This is a genomic window from Sinosporangium siamense (assembly GCF_016863435.1).
GTDB classification, from domain to species: Bacteria; Actinomycetota; Actinomycetes; order Streptosporangiales; family Streptosporangiaceae; genus Sinosporangium; species Sinosporangium siamense.
In genome coordinates, this window is record NZ_BOOW01000007.1 from 258,288 (window position 1) to 279,351 (window position 21,064).

Genomic DNA, 21,064 nt, shown 5'->3' on the forward strand with positions numbered 1-21,064 from the left:
CTAACCTTTGGGGCCTGAACATCACTCGGATGAGGAGTGCACCTTGCTGGGAATGGTGCTGGCCGCCGGAGCCGGACGACGCCTTCGGCCCTACACCGACACGCTGCCAAAAGCGCTCGTGCCGGTCGACGGGGACACCACGATCATGGACATCTCGCTGCGCAACCTCGCGGCGGTCGATCTGCGGGAGATCGTGGTGATCGTCGGCTACGCGGCGCAAGCCGTACACGAGCGTCAGGCGGATCTGGAGCGTCGCCACGGCGTCAAGCTCACGCTGGTGCACAACGACAAGGCCGAGGAGTGGAACAACGCCTACTCCCTCTGGTGCGCACGCGACCACTTCGCCGAGGGCGCGCTGCTCGTCAACGGTGACACCGTGCACCCGGTGTCGGTCGAGGAGACCCTGCTCTCCGCCCCGGTGACCTCCGACGTGCTGCTCGCGGTCGACGACGTCAAGTCGCTGGCCGACGAGGAGATGAAGGTGACGCTCAGCCCGGAGGGCCACCTGGCCCGCATCACCAAGCTGATGGACCCCGCAGACGCCGCGGGTGAATACATCGGCGCGACCCTCATCAGGCCCGGCGCGGCCGAGCGGCTCGCCGACGCGCTCAAGGCGACCTTCGAGCGCGACCCGCAGCTCTATTACGAGGACGGCTACGCCGAGATGGTGGCCCGCGGAGAGAAGATCTCGGTGGCGCCCATCGGCAAGGTCGACTGGGTCGAGGTGGACAACCACGACGACCTCGCCAAGGCCAGGGAGATCGCGTGCCGCTACTAGCGGAACCGCAGCCCACGAAGGGAACCTGGCCGCTCATGGAGGTCGAGTGCCGATTCTAGCGAGGATGTTGCCGGCGCCCTTGATGATGGAGGTGAGACGGGGAGCCATCGCCCAGATCGGATCACTGCTGGCCGACAGCAGGGTCGTCACCTCCGGGCGGGTGGCCGTGGCGGTCGGCACCGGGCAGGGTGATCACATCGCCAAGGTGATCGCGCCCTCGCTCGGTGAGGCGCAGGTGTTCCGGGTGTGCGACGGGTCCGTCGACGCCGCGGTCTCGCTCGGCGCCGACCTGCGCAAGGGAGCCTTCGAGGCGGTCGTCGGCATCGGCGGCGGCAAGACCATCGACGCGACCAAATACGCCGCGTCGCTGGCCGGCATCCCGATGGTCGCGGTCGCCACCAACCTGTCCCACGACGGCATCTGCTCACCTGTCGCCTCGCTCACCCACGAGGGGGGCAAGGGGTCCTTCGGCGTGCCGATGCCGCTCGCCATCATGGTCGACCTCGACTTCGTGCACGACGCGCCGAAGGCCTTGGTGCGTTCCGGAGTCGGCGACGTGGTGAGCAACCTGTCGGCCATCGAGGACTGGCAACTCGGCGCGGCCGAGCGCGGGGAGCCGATCGACGGGCTCGCCTGCTCGATGGCGCGCACCGCGGCGGAGGCGGTCATCGGACGAACCGATTCCATCGAATCAGATGCGTTTTTGACCGTTCTGGCGGAATCGTTGATCCTTTCCGGCATGTCGATGGTCGTCGCGGGCTCTTCGCGTCCCGCCAGTGGTGGCGACCATGAGATCCTTCATGCCGTGGATCAGCTTTATCCCGGCACCTCCAATCACGGCGAGCTGGCCGGCATCGGCGCGGCCTTCTGCTTCTTCCTGCGGGGAGACCAGCGCCGCCTCACCCAGGTGGTCGACTGCCTGCGCGGCCACTCCCTCCCGGTCACGCCGGGCGACGTGGGCCTGACGACCGAGCAGTTCACCGCCGCCGTCAAGCTGGCGCCGGCGACCCGCCCCGGCCGCTACACGATCCTTGATCACAAGCGGATGTCGGAGTCCGAGGCACGCGATCGGGTTGAGGAATATGTCGGCACCGTCGGTCGCTGAGATCCGCGCGGTCGCCCAGCCGCATTCGACGATGGACCGCAAGAGCGGTGAACACTGGGCGGGCCTGCTCTACATGCGCAGGTTGTCCATCTACGTGACGTGGGCGCTGGCCCGCACGCCGATCACGCCCAATCAGGCCACCGGCCTGATGATCGTGACCGGTGTGCTGGCCGGGGTCGTGCTGGCGCTGCCCGGTTTCTGGGCGGCGCTCGGCGCGGCTCTGCTCGTGCAGCTCTATCTGCTGCTCGACTGCTCCGACGGCGAGCTCGCGAGGTGGACCGGCCGCACCTCCATCACCGGTGTCTACCTCGACCGGGTCGGGCACTACTTCGCGGAGGCGGCGCTGCTGATCGGGCTCGGCTTCCGGGCCTCTGAGACCCTCCCCGACTGGTACACCGTGCTCGGCTTCGCCGCCGCGCTCGGGGCGATCCTCATCAAGGCCGAGACCGACCTGGTCGACGTCGCCCGGGCCCGCTCGGGTCTGATCGCGGCGACCGAGTCGTCGGCCGAGCAGTTCCAGTCGCGGGGGCTCGGCACCGCGCGCAAGATTGCGGCGGCGTTCCGGTTCCACCGGGTCGTGCAGGCCGTGGAGTTATCGCTACTGGTAGTGATCGCCGCCGTATGGGACCTGCTCAGCGGGGGACTCGCCGCCACGCGGGTGCTCACGGTGGTGTGCGCGATCGTCGCGGGACTTCAGCTCATCCTTCATCTCGTGAGCATCTTGGCGTCGCGGCGGCTCAAGTGACATGTACGCTAATCACCGAGAAAACAGTCTCGGAATTGCCATATCAAGCAGACTCGGTGATCATGGAAGTATGCGCTGCACGGTCTCTCAACGCGTCAGGGCGATGACACGTTGAAGATTTCGTGCGTCATCCTCACCATGGGCAACCGAGTGGCCGAGCTGGACCGGGCCGTCGCGTCGGTGCTCGACCAGATCGACGGAGACGTCGAGGTCGTGGTCGTCGGCAACGGCGCGGACGTGCCGGAAATTACCGCCATGCCCGGTCCGGGCAATTCCGCCACGATCAAGGTTGTGCGTCTGCCGCACAATAGCGGCATCCCCGCCGGTCGCAACCGCGGCGTCGAGGAGTGCTCGGGCGACGTCATCCTCTTCCTCGACGACGACGGGTGGTATGCCAACCCCAGGGTCGCCGCCCACGTGCGCGACCGGTTCGCCACGGAGCCCGACCTCGCCGTCGTCTCCTTCCGGGTCATGGACCCCGACGGCGGCAACGGGCAACGCCGGCATGTGCCCCGCCTGCGCGCCGGCAACCCGGAGCGGTCCTCGCCGGTCACCACGTTCCTCGGCGGCGCGTGCGCGATCCGGCGCTCCGCCTACCTCCAGGTGGGCGGTCAGCCAGAGGCGTTCTTCTACGCCCACGAGGAGACCGACCTCGCCTGGCGCCTGCTGGGTCAGGGTTACCGCATCGAATACGACGCCGACACCGTGATGTACCACCCGCAGGTGCCCCCGACCAGGCACGCGCAGTTCTACCGGCTCAACGCGCGCAACCGCGTCTGGCTGGCCCGCCGCAACCTGCCGTGGCCTCTCGCGTTCGTCTACCTCTTCGACTGGATCGTCCTCACGCTTGTCCGCGAACGTTCCGCGACCTCGCTGAAGGCGTGGTTCCGCGGCTTCTTCGAGGGGCTCCGCGAGCCCGCGGGGGAGCGCCGGCCGATGTCCTGGGGCACCGCCTGGCGCATGGCCAAACTCGGCCGGCCGCCGATCGTGTGACGCGATTCTCCCTTATGTGATCTTTCACACGGTGCCTGCGCCCGGGGAAAACTGTTTCTCCAGTGGACGTCAGGGGTACGAGCGCCCAATGTCCAGATTTTGCCAGAGTAGCGCACTTGCATGGGCTACTGTGGAGATCTTGACTCTCGCGGTCGGCTGGGGCGCGGCCGCGAACTCGTTTGAGATACATGACCGAGTGGTTAAACGCTCGAAAATATGGTCGGGTTGTTCGCTGAATTCACTGAGCCGGCCGATCGGCCTGGTTGATCGAACCCATCGATCTCACCGGTTGATTGTGCTGGCTCACTCAGCGGCGACTCGGCCTAAGTCTGTCAAGGGTTTCGCCATTGGATAGACATACAAGTCGATGACTAAACGGTGATTCACTGTGACCACATCTCACGTCGCCACAAAAAAGCCGCCCCATCCCGACAGGGGCGCGGTTCGGCTTGGGTGGCTGGACGCCCTCCGCGGGGTCGCCGCCCTCGCTGTGGCGTTTCATCACGGCACTTACGTCTACACCCCCAACACCCGGGCGGCCGTGCTTGAGTGGTTCAACCCTGGTTTGTGGGGGGTGATGGTCTTCTTCCTGGTGAGTGGCTACATCATCCCGGCGTCACTGGAGCGCCACGGCAACGTGCGGCGGTTCTGGGTCAGCAGGCTCTTCCGTATCTACCCGCTTTGGGTGGCCGGGGCGGTGGTGCTCGTTCTGCTGGCGCTTTTCGGTGTGAGCCCGATCCGGGGGGAGCTTTACCGGTTCGACCCGGTCACGGCGACGGTGGCCCACGTGACGATGTTCCAAGACCTGCTCACGGTGCCCAACGCGCTCAACGTGTTGTGGACCCTCTCCTATGAGATGGCCTTCTATCTTCTGGTCGTCGGCCTGTTCGCGCTCCGCCTGCATCGGCGGTCGACGGCTGTCGTCTCCCTGCTCCTCGTCGTGGCGGCGGGTCTGGGTGTGCTGGCCCCGGTCACGTTGCTCACGGACGCTTTCGGCGCGCCCGCCGTGGTGGCCGCCGCGGCCGTCGGGATGGCGGTCGCGATCGGGGCCGCGTTCGCCGGCCCTCCGTCGCTGCGCATGGCGGGCATGGTGACCGGTGGTGTGCTCGCGATGGCCTTGGTGGCGCTGAACGGCAGGAACGCGCCCTGGCTCGGAGTGTCGATCGTGGCGATCATGTTCACGGGCACGGTGATCTATCGGGCCGAGCGCGGTGAGGCGAGCCGGTGGACGGCCTGGCTCGTCTGCGGGGTCGTGCTCGCCGCGACGGTGGCACAGGGATGGTGGCATCCGGGGCACGTCGAAGGCGGTGCCGTCGCGTGGACAACGACCCTCGTGCTCGCCGCGGTCGCGTTCGCGGTGGGCCTCGCCACCGCCAAACGCAGGACACCCACGTGGCTGACGATGCTGGGCACGATGAGCTTCTCCGTCTATCTCCTGCACCCGCTGCTGCTGAAGGTCTCCGACGCGACGCTGGGGCGCTGGAAGGAATACGACAACTATCTGCCGCTGGTCGTCTTCCTCCTGATCCTGCTCCCGATCTCCTGGGCCGCTTACACCTGGGTGGAAAAACCCATGCAGATCAAGGGTGCCGCCCTCGGCAGGCGGATGAAGAGCCCTTGACCCCAGTGGGCGCCGCGATGCGCGTGGTGGGCTTCACGGCGGGGCATGCATACGCAATATGACACCTGCCTAGGCGATGTGACATGCCTGCGGCACCGGCCGGGCACTGTTGGACGAACGCTGTTGGATAAGCAAGGTCGGACAGGCAGTGTCAGACAAGCGGTGTTGGAAACGCAGTGTTGGACAAGCACTGTTGGCCGGGCACGGTTCGTGAGGACACGCGGATGATGGGGCAACGGGAGTGGAGTCCTTCCTGACGTCGGTTGAGAAGCTGCTGATGGTGCGATCGACCGCCGAACGGCCGGCCGAACTGCGCCGCGCCCTGGAGATCGTGCTCGAATCCGTGGGACCGGGATTCACCGTGGAGCACTTTGAATCCGGCGGTAAACCCAGCGCGCTCGTCTACGCCGCGAAATCCCGCCCCGACCGTTTCCGCGTCATTCTCAACGGCCACCTCGATGTCGTGCCCGCCCCGGCCGAACAGTTCAAACCACGCCGCATCGGGGCCCGCCTCTACGCCAGAGGCGCCCAGGACATGAAGGTCTCGGTGCTGGCACTCGCCCACGTCTTCCGGGAGTCGGCCGCCGACCTGCCCTATCCGCTCGCGCTGCAGCTCGTGACCGACGAGGAGGTTGGGGGATACAACGGCACGGCCCACCAGATCGACCAGGGTGTGGCCGGCGACTTCGTCGTCATCGGCGAGCAGAGCGGCCTGCGCATCGTGACCGACTCCAAGGGGATGGCGATCGTCGACCTGCGCGCCGAAGGCCGCAGCGCCCACAGCGCCTATCAATGGCAGGGCGACAACGCCCTCGTCAAACTCTGGCGCACGCTGGAAAACCTCACGACCGCATATCCCGTGGCCGCAGAGGAGGTGTGGCGCACCACGGTCACCCTGTCCCGCGTCACCACGCCGAACCCCGCCCGCAATCAGGTGCCGGACAGCGCCGAGGCGTGGCTCGACATCCGCTACATTCCCGAGGACGCCGATTTCAGCGGACGCACCCCCGAGCAGATCGCCGCGCACATCGCGACCTACTGCGAACCCGGGGTCACCCCCGTGGTCCTGCGCGCCGATCCGCCGCACCATGCCGACCCGGCGAGCCCCGACGTGCGCAGCCTGCAAAGGGCGGCGCGCGGGCAGGGATATCCCGCCGACTTTCTGCGCAAGCACGGTGCGGCGGACGGCCGCTTCTACTACCAGCGCGGCATCGAGGCGGTCATCTTCGGGGTCGGCGGCGAAGGACAGCACGGCCCCGAGGAATATGTGGACATCACGACGATCGCGCCCTACTGCCGAGCCCTGATGGACTTCCTGCGGAACCTGTCACCGCGATAGCGGGGCCGTCACGGAAAGACCCGCGTGGCGTCCCCGAACTTCATGGACGCGTGGGCGGCGGTCGCCGTGAAAAGCGGGCGGTGCGGCAGGCCGAGTTCGCTGAGCTCCTTGGCGACGGGGTGATTGCCGAGCCGGATGTGCGCGCCGCCGGGCCGGACCCGCAGCCCGCGCAGGGAGACCGACCAGGGCACACGCCGGGTGACGCCCTCCAGATGGGTGTAGATCGGCAGCGACGCCACCGTCACCGGCGCCGGCACGGGAATGCCGGGGCGGGTGAGCAGGTCAAGCACAAGCCGCCCGTCTTTCCGCAAAATACAACGCTTGTACGGCGAAGCCAGCCGAAGGTTGATATCAGCGATCTCCTTGGGAAAGCCCCAGACGTCCCGGCCCGCCTCCATGGTGAACTTCTGGTCGACCGGTAGCCAGTGCACAAACGCGCCTGTGCCGTACGCTCGCAGGTCTTCGAGCCCGCCGGTGATCCGGCGCCCGCCCGCCGCCCTCGGCGCCCCGTGGGGGCGCACGGCGAAGCAGACGCCGAACTCGCGGTAGGCGCCGAGGTCTCCGTCGGTGTAGTCGACGAACAGGAGGGTGCACAGGGCCTTGCCGGGGAACACCTCGGTGACGTCGAGCCCTGAATAGGCGATGACGGCCCGCGCCGGATCGGCCCGCACCAGATATGCGGCGCCATAGACGGACGCGGCACGAATGCGGACCGGGGTGGTGATTGTCTGTCCCTGGATGAGATGCCGTGCCATGCCCCCCAGTACATCAAGCATCGGCCACCACGTCATCGCGGCTCCCGCCGCCGGGAGCGGCGGAAGTTACGCAGTGATGATGCGAGGATGGGTTTTCCTTTGGCCGGTGGCCCATCGGGTGAGGAGCTGGACAAGTCCGGGTTCGTGATCGGTCCACTGGTGGTGGAGCAGGGCTTCGGCGTGCCCGGCGGCCCCCATGGCGGTCCGGCGCTCCTCGTCCTCCCGCAGCCGGAGGAGGGCACGCACAACCGCGTCCACATCGCCGAACGGCACGACGACCCCGCATCCCGACCTTTCCACCACGGCGGCGGACGCGGGCAGCGGAGTGGTGACAACGGGGATGCCGGCCGCCATGTATTCGATGACATGGGTGGGCAGGGACCGCCGTACCGGCTGGATGTCCTGGGTGAGCGACAGTCCGGCGAGTGAACCGCGGGCCATGCGCAGGGCGTGGGGATTGGCCACGTAGCCATACCAGTCGAGCACACCTTCGCGCTGCGCGTCGCGCAACAGGGGCCGTACGCCTGGGTCGGCCGGGCCGATCAGGTCGAGCCGGAGGCCGACAGGGGTGAGCCTGCGGCCGAGTTCGATGAGCTGCACCGCGCCGCGTTCGAGGGACAACCTGCCGATATGCACGACACGCCGGGACTGCGGCGGAGGTGGCGGCGCGGCCGGCACCGCCACCGCGTTGGGGACCAGCGGATGAGGCAGGGAGAACCGGTCCTGGCAGGCGGGCTCGGCGAGGATCAGGTGCAGGCGCTGCTCGGCGCGTGTCGCCGTCCAGCGGTCGAGCCACGTGGGCGCGGGGTTCTCATGCACGTCCCACACGGCCGGCCGGCGCAGCCGGGGCAGACTGCGTAGCAGGTCGGCGTCGTGCGCGATGATCAGGTCGGCGTCGGCGGCGGCGCGCTTCATCGCGCTGCGGGCGTTGCGCAACGCCCGGCCGCGACGGGAGCCCTCCGCCCTCGGCACGTCCACCGCCCGGATGGGCGGCGGCGGGGTGACGTTGCAGTGTGTGAACGGCGCGACATACGTCACCTCGTGCCCGGCGTCGAGAAGAGCCCGGATCTGCCTGTGCATGATCCGGGTGTCCTCCGGGTGGTGAATGAGCGTACCGATACAAAACCGCACATCGTCGAGACTGCGTCGCCTCCGCAACCACTTCGGATGTCAGGCATTAACAAGTGGTGAAGCCACGTCGAACTCCTCATGCCGGCGCGTGCGGAAACCTGCTCGCGCACCTGCGGTTTCGCGAGCGGATTCGCACCCGCCGGAGGCTGCCGTCCTTAGCGCGAGGGCCGCCGGTAGAGCCAGACGAGGCGGGGTTCGAGCAGCCACTTGAACAGCGTGCGGGTCTGCGGCAGGCACAGGATGATCGTGAGCAGCAGCGAGCAGGTGGTGATCGCCACGACACCGAGAGGCCCGTGCAGCCACGGCAGGTCGAGCAGGCCCGTCTCCTTGCCGATCATCACCGGCACACCGTGCAGGAGATAGGCATAGAGCGTGCGTGTGCCGAGGTCGGTGTACCACGTCTCACCGCGCGGGGACAGCGCCAGCACCGCGAACGACAGGGCCATCGAGGCGATCAGCATGGCCGCGCGCAGGCCCATCCCGAGCAACCAGGTGAGGCCGAGATCCTCGAAGCCGTACTTGAAGTACATCGGCTTGACGGACATATGGGGAGCGACGAGAATCGCGACCCCCGCGCCGCCGACCAGCGTCACACCGGCGAGGATCTTGACCCAGCCCCGGTTGAGCAGCTCGAAGTGCTTCGGCTGAAGCATGAGACCGAGCACGAAGAACGGCAGAAGCCCGAAGAAGCGGTCCATGCTGAAATCGCCGGAGATGGCGGAGAAACCCGCCAGCATATAGATCACGACCGAGACCAGGAACGGATGCCGCATCCGCTTCCACACCGGTGTCGAGAGCCGCCATAGGAGCAGGGCGAGGAGATACCAGTTGAGCCAGGCCGGATCCATGATGGTCAGGCTCCACTTCTGGCCCGTGGCGAAACGCAACAGGGCATAACCGACTTCCACGATCACGTAGGGGATCAGGAAGGTGTCGACCAGCTTGTTGGTCTTCGCGTTTGAGTTCCAGAAGTTTCTGCTCAGATAACCACTGATCATGACGAACAGCGGCATGTGAAAGGCGAAAATAAAAATGTAGGCGGATTTCCCGGAATGCGCGTCCAGCGTCGGCACCAGCGCATGCCCGGCCACCACAAGGGCGATCAGGATGAACTTGACGTTGTCGAGATATGGCTCGCGCTTGCGCGGCGCACGCGCCGGAGCGGGGGCGGCGGTGGCCGTGCGGGTCCGCGTCCGCGTGTCGGTGACCGCCGCCAGCACCGCACCACCCCGGGGCGGGATGCCCGCACGGGCGGCCTCGTCGAAGTCCGCCGAATGAGTGCGATCCGGGCGGGGCAGGTCGGTGCGGGTCTGCGCGGTCGCCGTGGCCCGGCCGGCCGCGTGGGGATTGGTCTGCTGCGGGCCCGTGGAGTAGAGATCCGCGCCGTGGGGATTTGTCGCGTGGTAGTCGGTGGGGCGCGGCCGGGGAAGGCTCGGCGGGTCGTTCTCCGCCGCCTGGTCCCCGGGGCCCGGATAGGGCGGGTGTGCACCACTCGCGTGCGCCGGCGAGGTGCCGTCGTGCTGCTGGGGCACCTTGTCCCAGTAGGACCCGCCGGTGGAGGGCGGCAACTCCTGCTCCCAGGTCGCCGGGCGATAGTCCGCGGGCCTGGTGTAGGGGCGGTCGTACGGCGAAGCCGGCGGGGACGACAACACGTCGTCGGCGTGGCCTGGCGTCTTCGCCCAGTAGGTGCCGCCGGTCGTCGACACCGGGTCACCCAGGATGTCGGCCCCGCCCGTGCCGGTCGTGCCGGTCGTGCCTGCCGCGTGCGTGTCGGCGGGGAGGGAGTAGGCGCCGGAGGGGAAGCCACCGGGCGTGGCAGCGCTCTGGGGGGAGGCGCTGTGGGAAGAGGCGCTGTGGGAAGAGGCGCTGTAAGGGGAAGCGTTGTGCGGGGAGTCGCCGGCGCCGGGTGTGGAACCGCCGCGGGGGAAGCCACCGGACGTGGAGGTGCCCTGGGCGGGAACACCGGGGGTGGAGCCGTAGGGTGCGGCGCTGGGGGATTGCGGTGTGGAGGTGGGGGCGCTCGGATCATATGCCGGGTTGTACGCGGGATAGCCCCATGCGGTGACCTCGCCGGCGTCTTCGTCGTCCGACAAGAGCGATCCGGTGCCCGATCCCTGCCCGCCAGAGCCCTGTCCCCCGGGGGTCCTGCCGGGCTGCGTGCCGTATCCGTCGGCGGCGGGCTGCGAACCGTATTCGCTGCCGCTGAAGCGCGAATCGTGACCGGCCTGGGGCTGCGGGCCGGCGTGAGGGGAGGCCGCGCTCGGACGGTCGGCTCCCGGCCATGAGCTGTGTGTCTCGCCGGTGGCCCCCGGCCATGAACCGTATGTCTCGCCGGCCGTCTGGGGAGGTGTCGGCTTCGGCCATGAGCCGCGTGTCTCGCCGGCCGTCTGGGGAGGCACCGCTCCCGGCCATGAACCGCCGGACGGGGAGGACGTCTGGCCCGGCCGGTGGTCCGCGCCCGGCCACGAGCTGTGCCCGCCACCGGCCTGGTGGGAGGTCTCGCCTCGCCCTCGCACGTCGCCCTGCCAGGTGACGTGTGCTTCCCCGGCGGGCCCGGCGGGGCTCTGGCCCGGCCATGAGCGGTTGGCCTGCCATGTCTGGTCGGAGTGCGTCTCGTCGGAGTGCCACGCCTCGCCCGGCTGCCGGGGGCCCTGCCCGTGGCGGCCGTCGTCTCCGTGCCGCGCGGGCTCGCCCTGCCAGGTCGGCTCGTCCTGCCAGGTCGGGGTCACGGGGCGGTGACCTGGCAGCTCCGGCCAGCCGTCCCCTTGCCCGGGGACGGGGTTTTCCTGGGCGGGTGGGGAGGGAGCTGGATCGCCTCCGCCCGCGGAGTCGTCGCGTGGAACCGGCACGTTGAACGGGGAATGGGTGTCACTCACGGGAGGAACGCTCAGCTATCTGTTCGACGGACGGGAAGACAGGTCGCGCCTGGATGGTGCGTGCGCTGCCGTGAATCGGAGTGCGACCGGCGAGCCCCGTGCCGCCGACCCGTCAAGATTAACGGCCCTCACGATCGATGTCGCGTCAGAGACACAGGAACACGAAGTTACATGGCTAATGTCGGGTTCCCCCGTGGCACGGGGTTAAACGACATGGAGAGCTCGCCGGGGACCTCATGGGCAACGGTTGGTCTGGGCATCGACGGCGTTCCCATTGAGGTTGTGGAAAGTGGTGAGGCCGGCATGGCCGGGCCCGCCCACGGATGTGGGGGGCCGGCCTGGAGGGTCTGCCGCGGGCCTCATTGGCAAGGGTTCGTCTTGGCGTCGACGACGTCTCCCTTGAGGGCGTCGGGGATGGTGGAGGCGGGCTTCACACCCGTCCAGTCGGCACCGATGACGAGTTGCACGATGGGGCTTCCCCGCTTGACCGACTCGCCGGGCGGTGTGGTCGGCGTGGTGGTCGTCTCCGGCGTGAAGGGCGCCAGGTTCGTGCCGGCGACCTTGCCCGCCGCAGGGGAGAGCTTGGCGTTCTTGTAGAGGAGCACCTTCGAGGCCAGCGGGGCGGCGTAGTCCGGGCCCTCGGTGGCGCGCTGCGCGTAGAGCACCTTCGTCTTGGAGACGGCGGTGCCGTTCTCCAAGGGCGCGTTGCCCACCTGGGTGACGACGAAGCCGTGCTGGGTGAGCATGTTGGCGACCTCTGTGGCCTTGCCTGCCACGTTGGTGCCGTTGAGCACTTGCACCCGGATCTGCGAGGGCTTGATCGCCGGCTTGGCCGGGGTCGCCGACTGGGTTGACGGCTTGGGGGTGGGGGCGGTCACCTGTGTGTCGGTGCGGATCGCGGTGAAGAGCTGCTCGGCCTGGGGCTGCTTCCACTGCACGCGGTTCGTGTCGTTCACGTAGGGCTCCCACGGCACGGTGATCGCCTTCAGGCCGGTGGCGGTCAGTGCCTGGGCGCTTCCCGCGAGCTCGGCGAGGCGTGGCACGCTGAGCTTGTCGTCCATCTCGACGGTCTTCGTCGCGGCGCGCAGGAAGTCAAGCAGCCGGCCGGGGTTGGTCAGCAGGTCGGCGCTTGTCGCCTGCTTCACCACCTGGGTGAGGAAGAGCTGCTGGCGCTTGATGCGGTCGGTGTCGCTGCCGTTGCCGAGGCCCTTGCGCATGCGCACATATGCCAGGGCCTGCTCGCCCTTGACAGTGTGCTTCCCCTTGGGCATGACGAACTTGGCTTCCTTGTCGTTCACGTCCTTCGGGAGGCAGATCGGGATGCCGCCGAGCGCGTCGATGATGCCCTTGAACCCGGCGAAGTCCACCTTCACGTAGTGGTCGATCCGGATCTGGGTGAGCTTCTCGAGCGTGTCGATGGTGCAGACGATGCCGCCGTCGTTGAAGGCGGAGTTGATCTGACGCAGACCGGCGGGGACCACATGCTTGGTCTTGGGGTGCGTGCAGGCCGGGATCTGCACCATCGAGTCGCGGGGGAAGCTCACGAGGGTGGCCTTGTCCCGGTCGGGTGACAGGTGGAGCAGGATGATGGTGTCGGTGCGCTCGCCGTCGGCCTCGGTCGTCGTCGGGCCGTATTTCTTGTTGCCCACCCCGGCACGGGTGTCCGAGCCGACGAGGAGCACATTGAGCGCGCCGGTCTCCGGCGGGCGGTTCTTGAGCTCGTCCTCGAAGTTCTTGCGGGAGATGTTGCCTTCGAGGTCGAGGTAGATCGTGTAGGCGGCGAGCGTCGCGGCCACCACCACCACGGTCACGACGATGCTGACCCAGGCCATGACACGCATGCGTTTGCCGCCGGAGCCGCCCTTGTCGTGGGACCTGCCCGGCGGGGAGTGCGGTGGTCCCCCCGGAGGCGAACCGGGGACGGCGGCCGGCCGGTCGTCTTGTGCCGGGCCCGCGTGACGGGTGCCCCTGCGACCGCCGCTCCTCGGCGGAGCCGGGGCCTGGTGGGCACCCCCGGCCGGGGTGGCGGCTCTCCGCCCGCCGCTCCTCGGGGCCGCCCCGGCCCTGGCCGGCTCTCCGCGCGCTCCGCCGGGCCATCCGCCTTCGTCAGCGGGACCTGCGCCGTTGCCGGCGGCACGGCCGCGACCTGCACTCCTCCGGCCGAATCCGTCGCCGTCGAATCCGCCGCTGCCGAATCCGTCGCTGTCGAATCCGCCGCCGTATCCACCGTTGCCGTAGCCGTCGCCGCCGTGGCCGGGGAAAGCTCCCGCGTCGTCGTCACGGGGTGGTGCGGCGCGGCGGCCCCGGGAGGGAGCACCGGTGCCGGGCTGCCCCGCATCGCGAGGTGGCACGCCCCTGCGACCAGGGCTTCCGTTGCCTTCTCCGCTGTATCCGGGCTCCCCGGTCGACCGGGGATTGTTCAGGGCTGCGCGCCGACGCTCGCTCATCCCCACCCCCCGCCTATGGTCGGCGAACCCACCTGGGCACGTGCGCCACATGCGAGTTCGATCGTTCGGTCGTCGCGCCAGAAGACTAGGTCACCGACCTGTGAGCCGGTGCCAGGATCGGCCGATTCACGCCTTGACCACCTTGACTCCCAGCCCAGGTGATCCGGTGCCTCAGCATACAGAACCGGACATATTGAGGAATGTTGGTTAATCTCTTTTTACGATCCCTTGGTGGAGGTTCTCGGGGCTTGTACGGCGTTTGCCCTGGTCGGAGAGATGTAGGGATGTGGCCGTGCGCCACGGATGCTGAGAGCCGCAGCCAGCGTCGCCAGGGGAAGTGCGGGCAAAACGTACCGATAATCGAACTCCGCTACGAATGTCGGAGTAAGCAACAGGATCCACGCGGTGGCCCAGGGGAGCAGGACGGCCCCGCCGCCCACTGCTGAGAGGATCCGCCGGGCGCCGGGCGCGAAACCGCGCTTGAAACCCTTTTTTTCGAAACCCTGCTCGAAATCGTGCTTGAAACCCTTCTCGATACCGTGCCCGTCGCCGGCCGGAGGCGCGTCGCTGCCGGCGGGCATGGGCTGTGACGGCTTTTGCCGTACTCGAAGCCGTGCGCGGAACCCGGTGAGAACACGCGCGCCGGAATCCGCGGCGCGCCCGGTGACCGGGCGGTTGGTGAGCAGGCGGGTGGTGAGCAGCGCCGGGGGGACAAGCAGGATCACCAGCAGGCCCGCCCCCGGCAGCGACACGAAGTCCTGATAAATCCGCATCCATCCGGCGTAGGGTTCGACGAGGTCCGTCCCGATGGGGCCGCGTTCGTACTTCTCGGCGAAGCGTGCGCCGTTGACGGCGGCCTCACGCGTCGGAGGCGGGGGCGGGACGGCGGGGAACTGATAGAGGTCGTAGATCTCCTGATCCGGATAGACCGGCCGGTCGACCGTGAACGTGCGTGACAACTCAGTCAGCGCCGACCGCACATAGTCGAGCGGCTGGCTCGTGATCGCCAGGACCGCGAAGCGGGTCGCCAGCGCGTCGTTCTCGCGGGTGAACGTGATGCCGGGCTGCTTCACCAGCGGCGAGGCGGGATTCCAGAGATATTCCTGAGAGGGCGGGCGCTGCGCCGGCGGGCGTGGATCGCAGAGCACCGCGAGGTCGGCCGGCGGCTTCATGATCGAGCAGTCGGCGAAGGTCATCGTGCGCGCGTACAGGAACGCGCCGTTCGCCCCTACCAGCCCGATCCTCTGGTAGGTCGCGTAGAACCACCCGCCGTAGGCGAGAATCGGGACGATCGCCGCCGCCAGCATCACCCCGGTCGCCGCGAACCTCTTGCGCGCCGACAACCAGGCCGCGAGCACCGCCACCAGCGGCAACCCCACCGTCCTCGTCAGCGACGCCGCCGCCAGGAGCAGACCGGCCGCGCACGCCGCGCGCAACGTCATGCGGCCCCGCGACAGGCACAGGCAGACCGCGCCGAGCACCAGGACCGTGAACAACGAGTCGGACACCAGCAGGTGCTCCAGCTCGATCTGGTAGGCGTCCAGCAGCACCGGGACGGACGCGAGCACCGACGCCCAGCCGGGCGCACCCAGGCGGCGTGCCACCGCGTAGACCAGCACACCGGCGGTCAGCCCCAGCAAGTGCTGGGCGAACGTGACCACTCCGAAACTATGGAAGGGCTCAAGCAGCTTCAAAAACATTGAATAGCCCGCCGGACGCACCAGGTCTGGGCGGGGGCGGAGGACGGTCACGATATATGTGTAGGAATCGGGAAACCACAGAGCGGGCCGGTAACCCATCATCGTGACCAGGCGCAACACAACACCGAACCCGAAAACCACCGTGAACCACCGATGGTCGCGCCACACCGCCGCGACCACGGCAGGGCGGCGGGGCCGCTGTCCGGCGTCACGCGTCGCTCCGGCCACGAAGCCCCCCGCCCGTCCTCGATGATGGCCTGTCACACCTGTCTGTCACCAACCTGGTTCGGCTGGCCGTACGTTACCTGCTGGGGCCCCGCCGCGGCGTCGGCGGCGGGCCCTGCGGGAGTCCTTGAGGGAAGGGGAGCGGATGAGGGTCGATCTCGCGCGGTGGCCGTCGGCCGGCCGGGTGCTCGCCGCGATCACGGTGCTGCCCGCCCTGCTGCTCGCCTCCTGGCTGATCGCCGGGGTGCCGCTGCTGCTGAGCGGATGGTTCAGGCCGCTGCCCGCGATCGTGCTGGCCGCCGTCGTGCTGGCCGCGCTCTGCGCACTCACGCTGCGCCGCCTGCCCGAGGTGATCGAGGCGTCGGCCTGGCAGACCGCCGGGGTCGCCGGGGTCGCCGCGGCCTCCGCCGTGTTCAACGGGCTGCTGCACAGTGAGGTGCTGGTCGTACGGCGAGACCCCGCGACCTATGCCCAATATGCGATCTGGCTGGCCGAGCACGGATCGCTCCCGATCCCCGGGCAGATGGCCGCCTTCGGCGGCGGCGACCTCGCGCTGTGGTTCGCCAGCCCGGGGTTCTTCCTGGTGGGCTCGGACATCGTGCCGCAGTTCATGCCGGGAGCGCCGCTGATCTACGCGCTCGGGCACTGGCTGGGCGGCGCCGCCGGGATGCTGCTGGTCCCGGCGGTGCTCGGGGCATTCGCCGTGCTCACCGTCGCAGGCGTCGTGGCCCGGCTGGCCGGGGCGGCGTGGGCGCCTTTGGCGGGTCTGGTGTTCGGTGTCGCGCTTCCGATCCTTTACACCTCGCGTGCGACCTTCAGCGAGATCCCCTCGCTTGTGCTGCTGTTCGGCGGGGTCGTCCTGCTGCTCGACGCTCATGCGCGGGCGGTCGGCCACGGGACGCTGCGCCCCGGCCGCGCGGCGCTGGCGCGGCCGGTCGGGGCCGCCTCCGCCCGGGCCGCGGCGGTCGTGGCGGGGCTTGTGTTCGGCTTGGCGCTGGTGGTGAGGATCGACGGGCTCCGGGATCTGATGCCGGTGCTGGCCTTCGCCGGTCTGCTCATCGCCCTGGGCCGCATCGCACGGAGGGCTCCTTCCACCGGCGCGCCGGCGCCGCTCGCGCTCTGGGTGGGATGGCCCGGCCTCGGGATTCCGCTGCTCGCCGGGCTGCTCGCCGGGATGGCGCTCGGGGGAAGCACGGGTTATCTCCTGTCGGAGCCCTATCTCAGGAATCTGTCGGCGTCGCTGGTTCCCCTGCTCGGCATATGCGCCGCCGTGGTGGTGCTGACGGTGGCCGGGGCCTGGGCCGGGCCGCGGCTTCACACGTGGATCGGGGCCGCGGGCGCCCGGTGGCCGGGGCTCGCCCGCCGCCTGCCGGCGGTGGGCGCCGGGGTGGTGGTGCTGGTCACCGCGGGCTTCGCCGTACGCCCGTGGGTGTCGACCGTGCGCCGCTTCGCGGTGACGCAGGACGACCAGTTCAACTCCGCCTTCATCGCCCAGGCGCAGCGGGACAACGGGTTGCCGATCGACTCCACCAGGCTTTACTACGAGGACTCCCTGTATTGGGTGATCTGGTACGTCGGGGTGCCCGTGGTCGTCCTGGCCACCCTGGCGGGGGCGCTGCTCGTCCGGCGCATGTTGCGCGGCGGAGAGGCGGCCTGGTTGCTGCCGCTCGCGATCATCGGCTGGACGACCGTGGCGACCCTGCTCCGCCCGGGGATCACCCCCGACCACCCATGGGCGGCCCGCCGCCTTGTGCCCATCGTGATCCCGGGGCTGGTCATATTGGCCGTCTGGGGGCTCGGCTGGGTCAAGGACAAGGCCCGCCGCATGGGATACGGCGGGCGCGCTCAGGCCGCCGTCGCCGGCGTCGGCGCGGTGCTCTTGCTGGTCCCCCCGGCCGTCACCTCCATCGGCACCGCCTTCACCCCCGTCGAGCGGGGGGAGCGCGCCGCCGTCGAGGCCATGTGCCGCAAGATACCGGCCGACGCCTCCGTGCTGATGGTCGAACGTGTGACCGGCGATCGCTTCGCCCAGGTCGTCCGGGGCATGTGCGGTGTCCCTGTGGCCCGCGCCAGGTCCGAGCGCGACACCGCCCCGCCGGAAGAGGTGCGCCGCGTCGTCGACAGGATCCGCGGCGCGGGCCGCCGCCCGGTGCTGCTCGCCGCCGACGCGGACCAGCTCACGCCGTACGGCACGGCCTTCAAAGCCCTCTCCCTCCATGCCCGGCAGGACGAACGCAGCCTGGTGGAACCGCCGAACGGCACCTGGTCGTTTTCCATGAACGTCTGGATGGTCGTTCTCGACCGCTCTTGACCAGCGGAAGTGACACTCCGTAACCGAATCGGGTGCCGTTTTACGCTCGGGGCACAGCTTTGGCGAGTATCCTCGCGGGACGTGAGCACGCCCCCGACCTCCCCTGGATCCGCTGTGGACGACAACCCCTATGTCACGATCGTCCTGCCGTGTTACAACGAGCAGGATCACGTCATCCAGGAGATCGAGCGCATCAGCGCCGCGATGGACTCAAGTGGCTACAGCTATGAGCTGCTCGCCATCGACGACCACTCCGCGGATCAGACGCTGGCCAGACTGCACGAGGCCGCGCCGTCCTTCCCCAACATGAAGGTCGTGGCGTTCCACCGCAACGGCGGATCGGGCACGGTGCGCCGCATCGGCAGCCAGGAGGCCCGCGGCGAGATCGTGGTCTGGACCGACGCGGACATGACCTACCCCAATGAGCGCATCCCCGAGCTGGTGCAGATCCTGGAGAAGGATCCGAGCATCGACCAGGTCGTGGGGGCGCGCACCAGCGAGCAGGGCACGCACAAGATGCTCCGGGTGCCCGCCAAGTGGTTCATCAGGAAGGTCGCCGAGAAGCTCGCGGGGCAGGAGATCCCCGACCTCAACTCCGGGTTGCGGGCGTTCCGCAAGTCGGTGGCCAAGCCCTATCTGCGGTTGCTGCCCCCCGGCTTCTCCTGCGTCACGACGATCACGCTGGCGTTCCTCTCCAACCAGCACGACGTCTACTACCTGCCGATCGGCTATAGCAAGCGGGCGGGCACGTCGAAGTTCAGCTTCGTGTCCGACGCCTATCGCTACATCCTGCAGGTGCTCCGCATGATCATGTATTTCAACCCGCTCAAGGTGCTCATGCCGCCGGCGTTGTCGCTGATCGGCATCGCCATCACCAAGGGCCTGGTGTGGGACATGATCCGCCACCCGTTCTACCTCGCCCAGAACACCGTCATGATGTTCACCACCGGCCTGATCATCGGTTCACTGGCCCTGCTGGCCGACCTCATCGTGCGATCCAGGGGCGATTAGATGCGCATCGCCATCGTCGGGCCCACCTACCCCTATAAAGGCGGCGGCGCCCAGCACACCACCGAGCTCGCCCACCGCCTGGCCGCCCGCGGCCACGACGTGGTCATCGAGTCGTGGCGCGCGCAATACCCGTCGTTCCTCTACCCCGGCCAGCAGACGATCACCGCACCCGAGGGCACGCCCTTCCCCCACACCAACCGCCGCCTCGACTGGCGCAGCCCCGGCGGCTGGGTGAGCCGCGGCAGGCTGATGCGTGAGGCAGACCTCGTGGTGCTCACCGTGCTCAGCCCCGTGCAGGTGCCCCCCTACCTCGGCATTCTGTACGGCATGGGCCACCGTGCCCCGGTCCTCGCCCTCTGCCACAACGTGCTGCCACACGAGCGCAAGCCATACGACAAGCCGCTCATGAAGGCGTTGCTCCGCCGGGTGGACCGGGTGCTCGCCCACTCCGAGGAGCAGGCGCTCATCGCCCGCGACCTCACGCCCGCCCCCGTCGCCGTGGCCGGTCTGCCACCGCACCTGCCCGCGCGGGCAGGTGCCGGCCGCGAGGGGTGGTCGGTGCGCAATCATTTGTTGTTCTTCGGCATGGTCCGGCCTTACAAGGGGCTTGACCTGCTGCTGCGTGCCCTCGCCAAGACCCCGGGCGTCGGGCTGACCGTGGCCGGTGAGTTCTGGGGCGGGCTCGACGACACCGCGGCTCTGGTCGCCGAGCTCGGGCTCGGCGACCGGGTGGAGCTGCGGCCCGGCTATGTCCCGGCGAGCGACGTGCCCGCCCTGTTCGAGCGGGCCGACGCGCTGGTGCTGCCCTATCGTTCGGCCACGGCGAGTCAGAACGTCTGGCTGGGACACGAGCACGGCGTCCCGGTGATCGCCACGGCGGTGGGCGGCCTGGCCGACCACGTCACGGACGGGGTGGACGGCCTGCTGGTCGAGGAGGCCACGACGGAGGCCCTGACCAAGGCCCTGGCCCGCTTCTACGAGCCGGGCGAGCCGGAGCGGCTCCGGGCTGGGGTGAAGGCGGTTGACCCGGAGCCCTATTGGACGACTTATGTGGACACGCTGCTGAGCTGACGTCCGCCGCCTTGCGGCTCGTCTTATGAGGACGGCTCGGCCACCGGCTCCGGGGTCCGCTGGGCGGTGGTGCGGGCGCGGCGGCCGAGGAGCCAGCCGATGCCCGCCCACGACAGGTCGCACAAGGTCACGACGAGCCGGGTGACCACGGCGGCCACCAGGGCGTTGCTCGCGCCGATGAGCGGGGTGAGGGCGAGCAGCATGGCCCCCTCGCGCACCCCGATGCCCGCCGGGGCGACCACGAACAGCAGCCCGGTCGCCCACCCGATGGCATAGGCGCCCGCGGACACCAGCAGCAGTGTCCAGTTGTCGGTGCCGGGCGACAGATCCGAGGTGATCAGCCAGACCTGCACGCCGTACAACACCCAGGCGATCATGCTGGTCGCCGCCGCGATGAGAACGGCGGAGCCGGGGATATCCCGCTCCAGGGGCTCTCGCCGGGCGATGCGCATCGCCAGATTGAGGCCCCAGGCGAGCACCCGGGGGTGCATGCAGATCAGGATGACCGGGATCAGCGCCACGAGATACCAGGCTTGGCGGATGAGGTCCTGCGCGGTGAGGGGCAGGGTCGCCGCGGCGAGGGTGAGCGCGCAGCCGAGCGAGATCACGAGCGCCAGCGACGTGCCGGCGAACGTGCGCCTCGGCGGGCAGCCGTGATCGCGGCCGAGCTCCATCATCGCCGCGTAGGCCCAGACCGTGCCCGGCACATATTTGCCGAGCTGGCCCACGCACATGATGCGCGCGGCCACGCCGTATGGCAGGGGGGAGCCCAGCCCGGACACGGTCGCGCGCCAGGCCACGAGCATCAGGCCCTGTCCCAGCATCACCACCGCGAACGATCCGATGATCGACCACCACGACAGCTTGGTGAGGGCCGCCGTGGTCTCGTCCCAGTCTCTGGCCAGGCCGTATCCGAGGAAGCCCAGTGCGATCAACGCGAGGACAATCCGCAGCAA

15 protein-coding genes are annotated in these 21,064 nt (G+C 69.0%); 9 read left to right on the top strand and 6 right to left on the bottom strand.

Annotation, left to right across the window (positions count from 1 at the left end; genetic code table 11):
• The first annotated feature begins 43 nt into the window (after window positions 1-43).
• The 6 genes from Ssi02_RS06050 (at window position 44) to Ssi02_RS06075 (ending at window position 6,581) form a co-directional block, all read left to right on the top strand.
• A complete protein-coding gene (locus Ssi02_RS06050) occupies window positions 44-778 on the top strand; it encodes a phosphocholine cytidylyltransferase family protein (RefSeq protein ID WP_204021904.1) in 735 nt (244 codons plus the stop codon).
• 64 nt (window positions 779-842) lie between these two features.
• On the top strand, window positions 843-1,883 hold the full coding sequence (locus tag Ssi02_RS06055) for an iron-containing alcohol dehydrogenase family protein (protein ID WP_204022034.1): 1,041 nt from the start codon (window positions 843-845) through the stop codon (window positions 1,881-1,883).
• Window positions 1,861-2,628: a CDP-alcohol phosphatidyltransferase family protein gene (locus tag Ssi02_RS06060; protein ID WP_204021906.1), complete on the top strand. Its 768-nt coding sequence runs from the start codon at window positions 1,861-1,863 to the stop codon at window positions 2,626-2,628. The genes Ssi02_RS06055 and Ssi02_RS06060 overlap by 23 nt, the downstream gene beginning before the upstream one ends.
• Before the next feature lie 111 nt (window positions 2,629-2,739).
• Window positions 2,740-3,621, top strand: a complete 882-nt coding sequence (locus tag Ssi02_RS06065) for a glycosyltransferase family 2 protein (protein ID WP_239128629.1) — start codon at window positions 2,740-2,742, stop codon at window positions 3,619-3,621.
• Between the two features lie 388 nt (window positions 3,622-4,009).
• Complete coding sequence (locus tag Ssi02_RS06070) at window positions 4,010-5,242, top strand: acyltransferase family protein (RefSeq protein ID WP_204021908.1); 1,233 nt, start codon at window positions 4,010-4,012, stop codon at window positions 5,240-5,242.
• Between the two features lie 277 nt (window positions 5,243-5,519).
• Entirely contained in the window at window positions 5,520-6,581 is a 1,062-nt protein-coding gene (locus tag Ssi02_RS06075; RefSeq protein WP_204021910.1) for a M20 family metallopeptidase, read from the top strand.
• 8 nt (window positions 6,582-6,589) lie between these two features.
• Here Ssi02_RS06075 and Ssi02_RS06080 read toward each other — a convergent pair whose 3' ends face one another.
• From Ssi02_RS06080 to Ssi02_RS06100, 5 genes are all read right to left on the bottom strand, one after another.
• A complete protein-coding gene (locus Ssi02_RS06080; protein ID WP_239128630.1) occupies window positions 6,590-7,357 on the bottom strand; it encodes an acetoacetate decarboxylase family protein in 768 nt (255 codons plus the stop codon).
• Between the two features lie 45 nt (window positions 7,358-7,402).
• Window positions 7,403-8,416 (bottom strand): glycosyltransferase, encoded by a 1,014-nt coding sequence (locus tag Ssi02_RS06085; protein WP_239128631.1) that lies wholly within the window; start codon window positions 8,414-8,416, stop codon window positions 7,403-7,405.
• A gap of 206 nt (window positions 8,417-8,622) precedes the next feature.
• Entirely contained in the window at window positions 8,623-11,343 is a 2,721-nt protein-coding gene (locus Ssi02_RS06090) for an acyltransferase family protein (RefSeq protein WP_204021914.1), read from the bottom strand.
• Between the two features lie 359 nt (window positions 11,344-11,702).
• The gene (locus Ssi02_RS06095) at window positions 11,703-13,694 is read right to left on the bottom strand and encodes an LCP family protein (protein WP_239128632.1); all 1,992 of its coding nucleotides are present in this window, start codon (window positions 13,692-13,694) and stop codon (window positions 11,703-11,705) included.
• Window positions 13,695-14,008: 314 nt separating this feature from the next.
• Window positions 14,009-15,718 carry a hypothetical protein gene (locus Ssi02_RS06100; RefSeq protein WP_204021918.1) on the bottom strand — a complete coding sequence of 570 codons (1,710 nt, stop codon included), beginning with the start codon at window positions 15,716-15,718 and terminating at the stop codon, window positions 14,009-14,011.
• A 142-nt stretch (window positions 15,719-15,860) separates the two neighbouring features.
• On the opposite strand from Ssi02_RS06100, the gene Ssi02_RS06105 reads away from it, so the two are divergent.
• From Ssi02_RS06105 to Ssi02_RS06115, 3 genes are all read left to right on the top strand, one after another.
• Window positions 15,861-18,026, top strand: coding sequence for a hypothetical protein (locus tag Ssi02_RS06105; protein WP_204021920.1), 2,166 nt, complete (start codon window positions 15,861-15,863; stop codon window positions 18,024-18,026).
• Window positions 18,027-18,140: 114 nt separating this feature from the next.
• Window positions 18,141-19,037, top strand: a complete 897-nt coding sequence (locus tag Ssi02_RS06110) for a glycosyltransferase family 2 protein (RefSeq protein ID WP_239128633.1) — start codon at window positions 18,141-18,143, stop codon at window positions 19,035-19,037.
• Window positions 19,038-20,108, top strand: coding sequence for a glycosyltransferase family 4 protein (locus Ssi02_RS06115; RefSeq protein ID WP_204021924.1), 1,071 nt, complete (start codon window positions 19,038-19,040; stop codon window positions 20,106-20,108).
• Between the two features lie 23 nt (window positions 20,109-20,131).
• Here the strand turns inward: Ssi02_RS06115 and Ssi02_RS06120 are convergent, their stop codons facing one another.
• The gene (locus tag Ssi02_RS06120; RefSeq protein WP_239128634.1) at window positions 20,132-21,064 is read right to left on the bottom strand and encodes a lysylphosphatidylglycerol synthase transmembrane domain-containing protein; all 933 of its coding nucleotides are present in this window, start codon (window positions 21,062-21,064) and stop codon (window positions 20,132-20,134) included.

Coding starts and splice junctions, on each gene's coding strand:
- Ssi02_RS06085 (WP_239128631.1), bottom strand. CDS start 8,416: ATGCACAGGCAGATCCGGGCTCTTCTCGACGCCGGGCACGAGGTGACG.
- Ssi02_RS06080 (WP_239128630.1), bottom strand. CDS start 7,357: ATGCTTGATGTACTGGGGGGCATGGCACGGCATCTCATCCAGGGACAG.
- Ssi02_RS06075 (WP_204021910.1), top strand. CDS start 5,520: ATGGTGCGATCGACCGCCGAACGGCCGGCCGAACTGCGCCGCGCCCTG.
- Ssi02_RS06105 (WP_204021920.1), top strand. CDS start 15,861: ATGAGGGTCGATCTCGCGCGGTGGCCGTCGGCCGGCCGGGTGCTCGCC.
- Ssi02_RS06115 (WP_204021924.1), top strand. CDS start 19,038: ATGCGCATCGCCATCGTCGGGCCCACCTACCCCTATAAAGGCGGCGGC.
- Ssi02_RS06060 (WP_204021906.1), top strand. CDS start 1,861: ATGTCGGCACCGTCGGTCGCTGAGATCCGCGCGGTCGCCCAGCCGCAT.
- Ssi02_RS06055 (WP_204022034.1), top strand. CDS start 843: ATGTTGCCGGCGCCCTTGATGATGGAGGTGAGACGGGGAGCCATCGCC.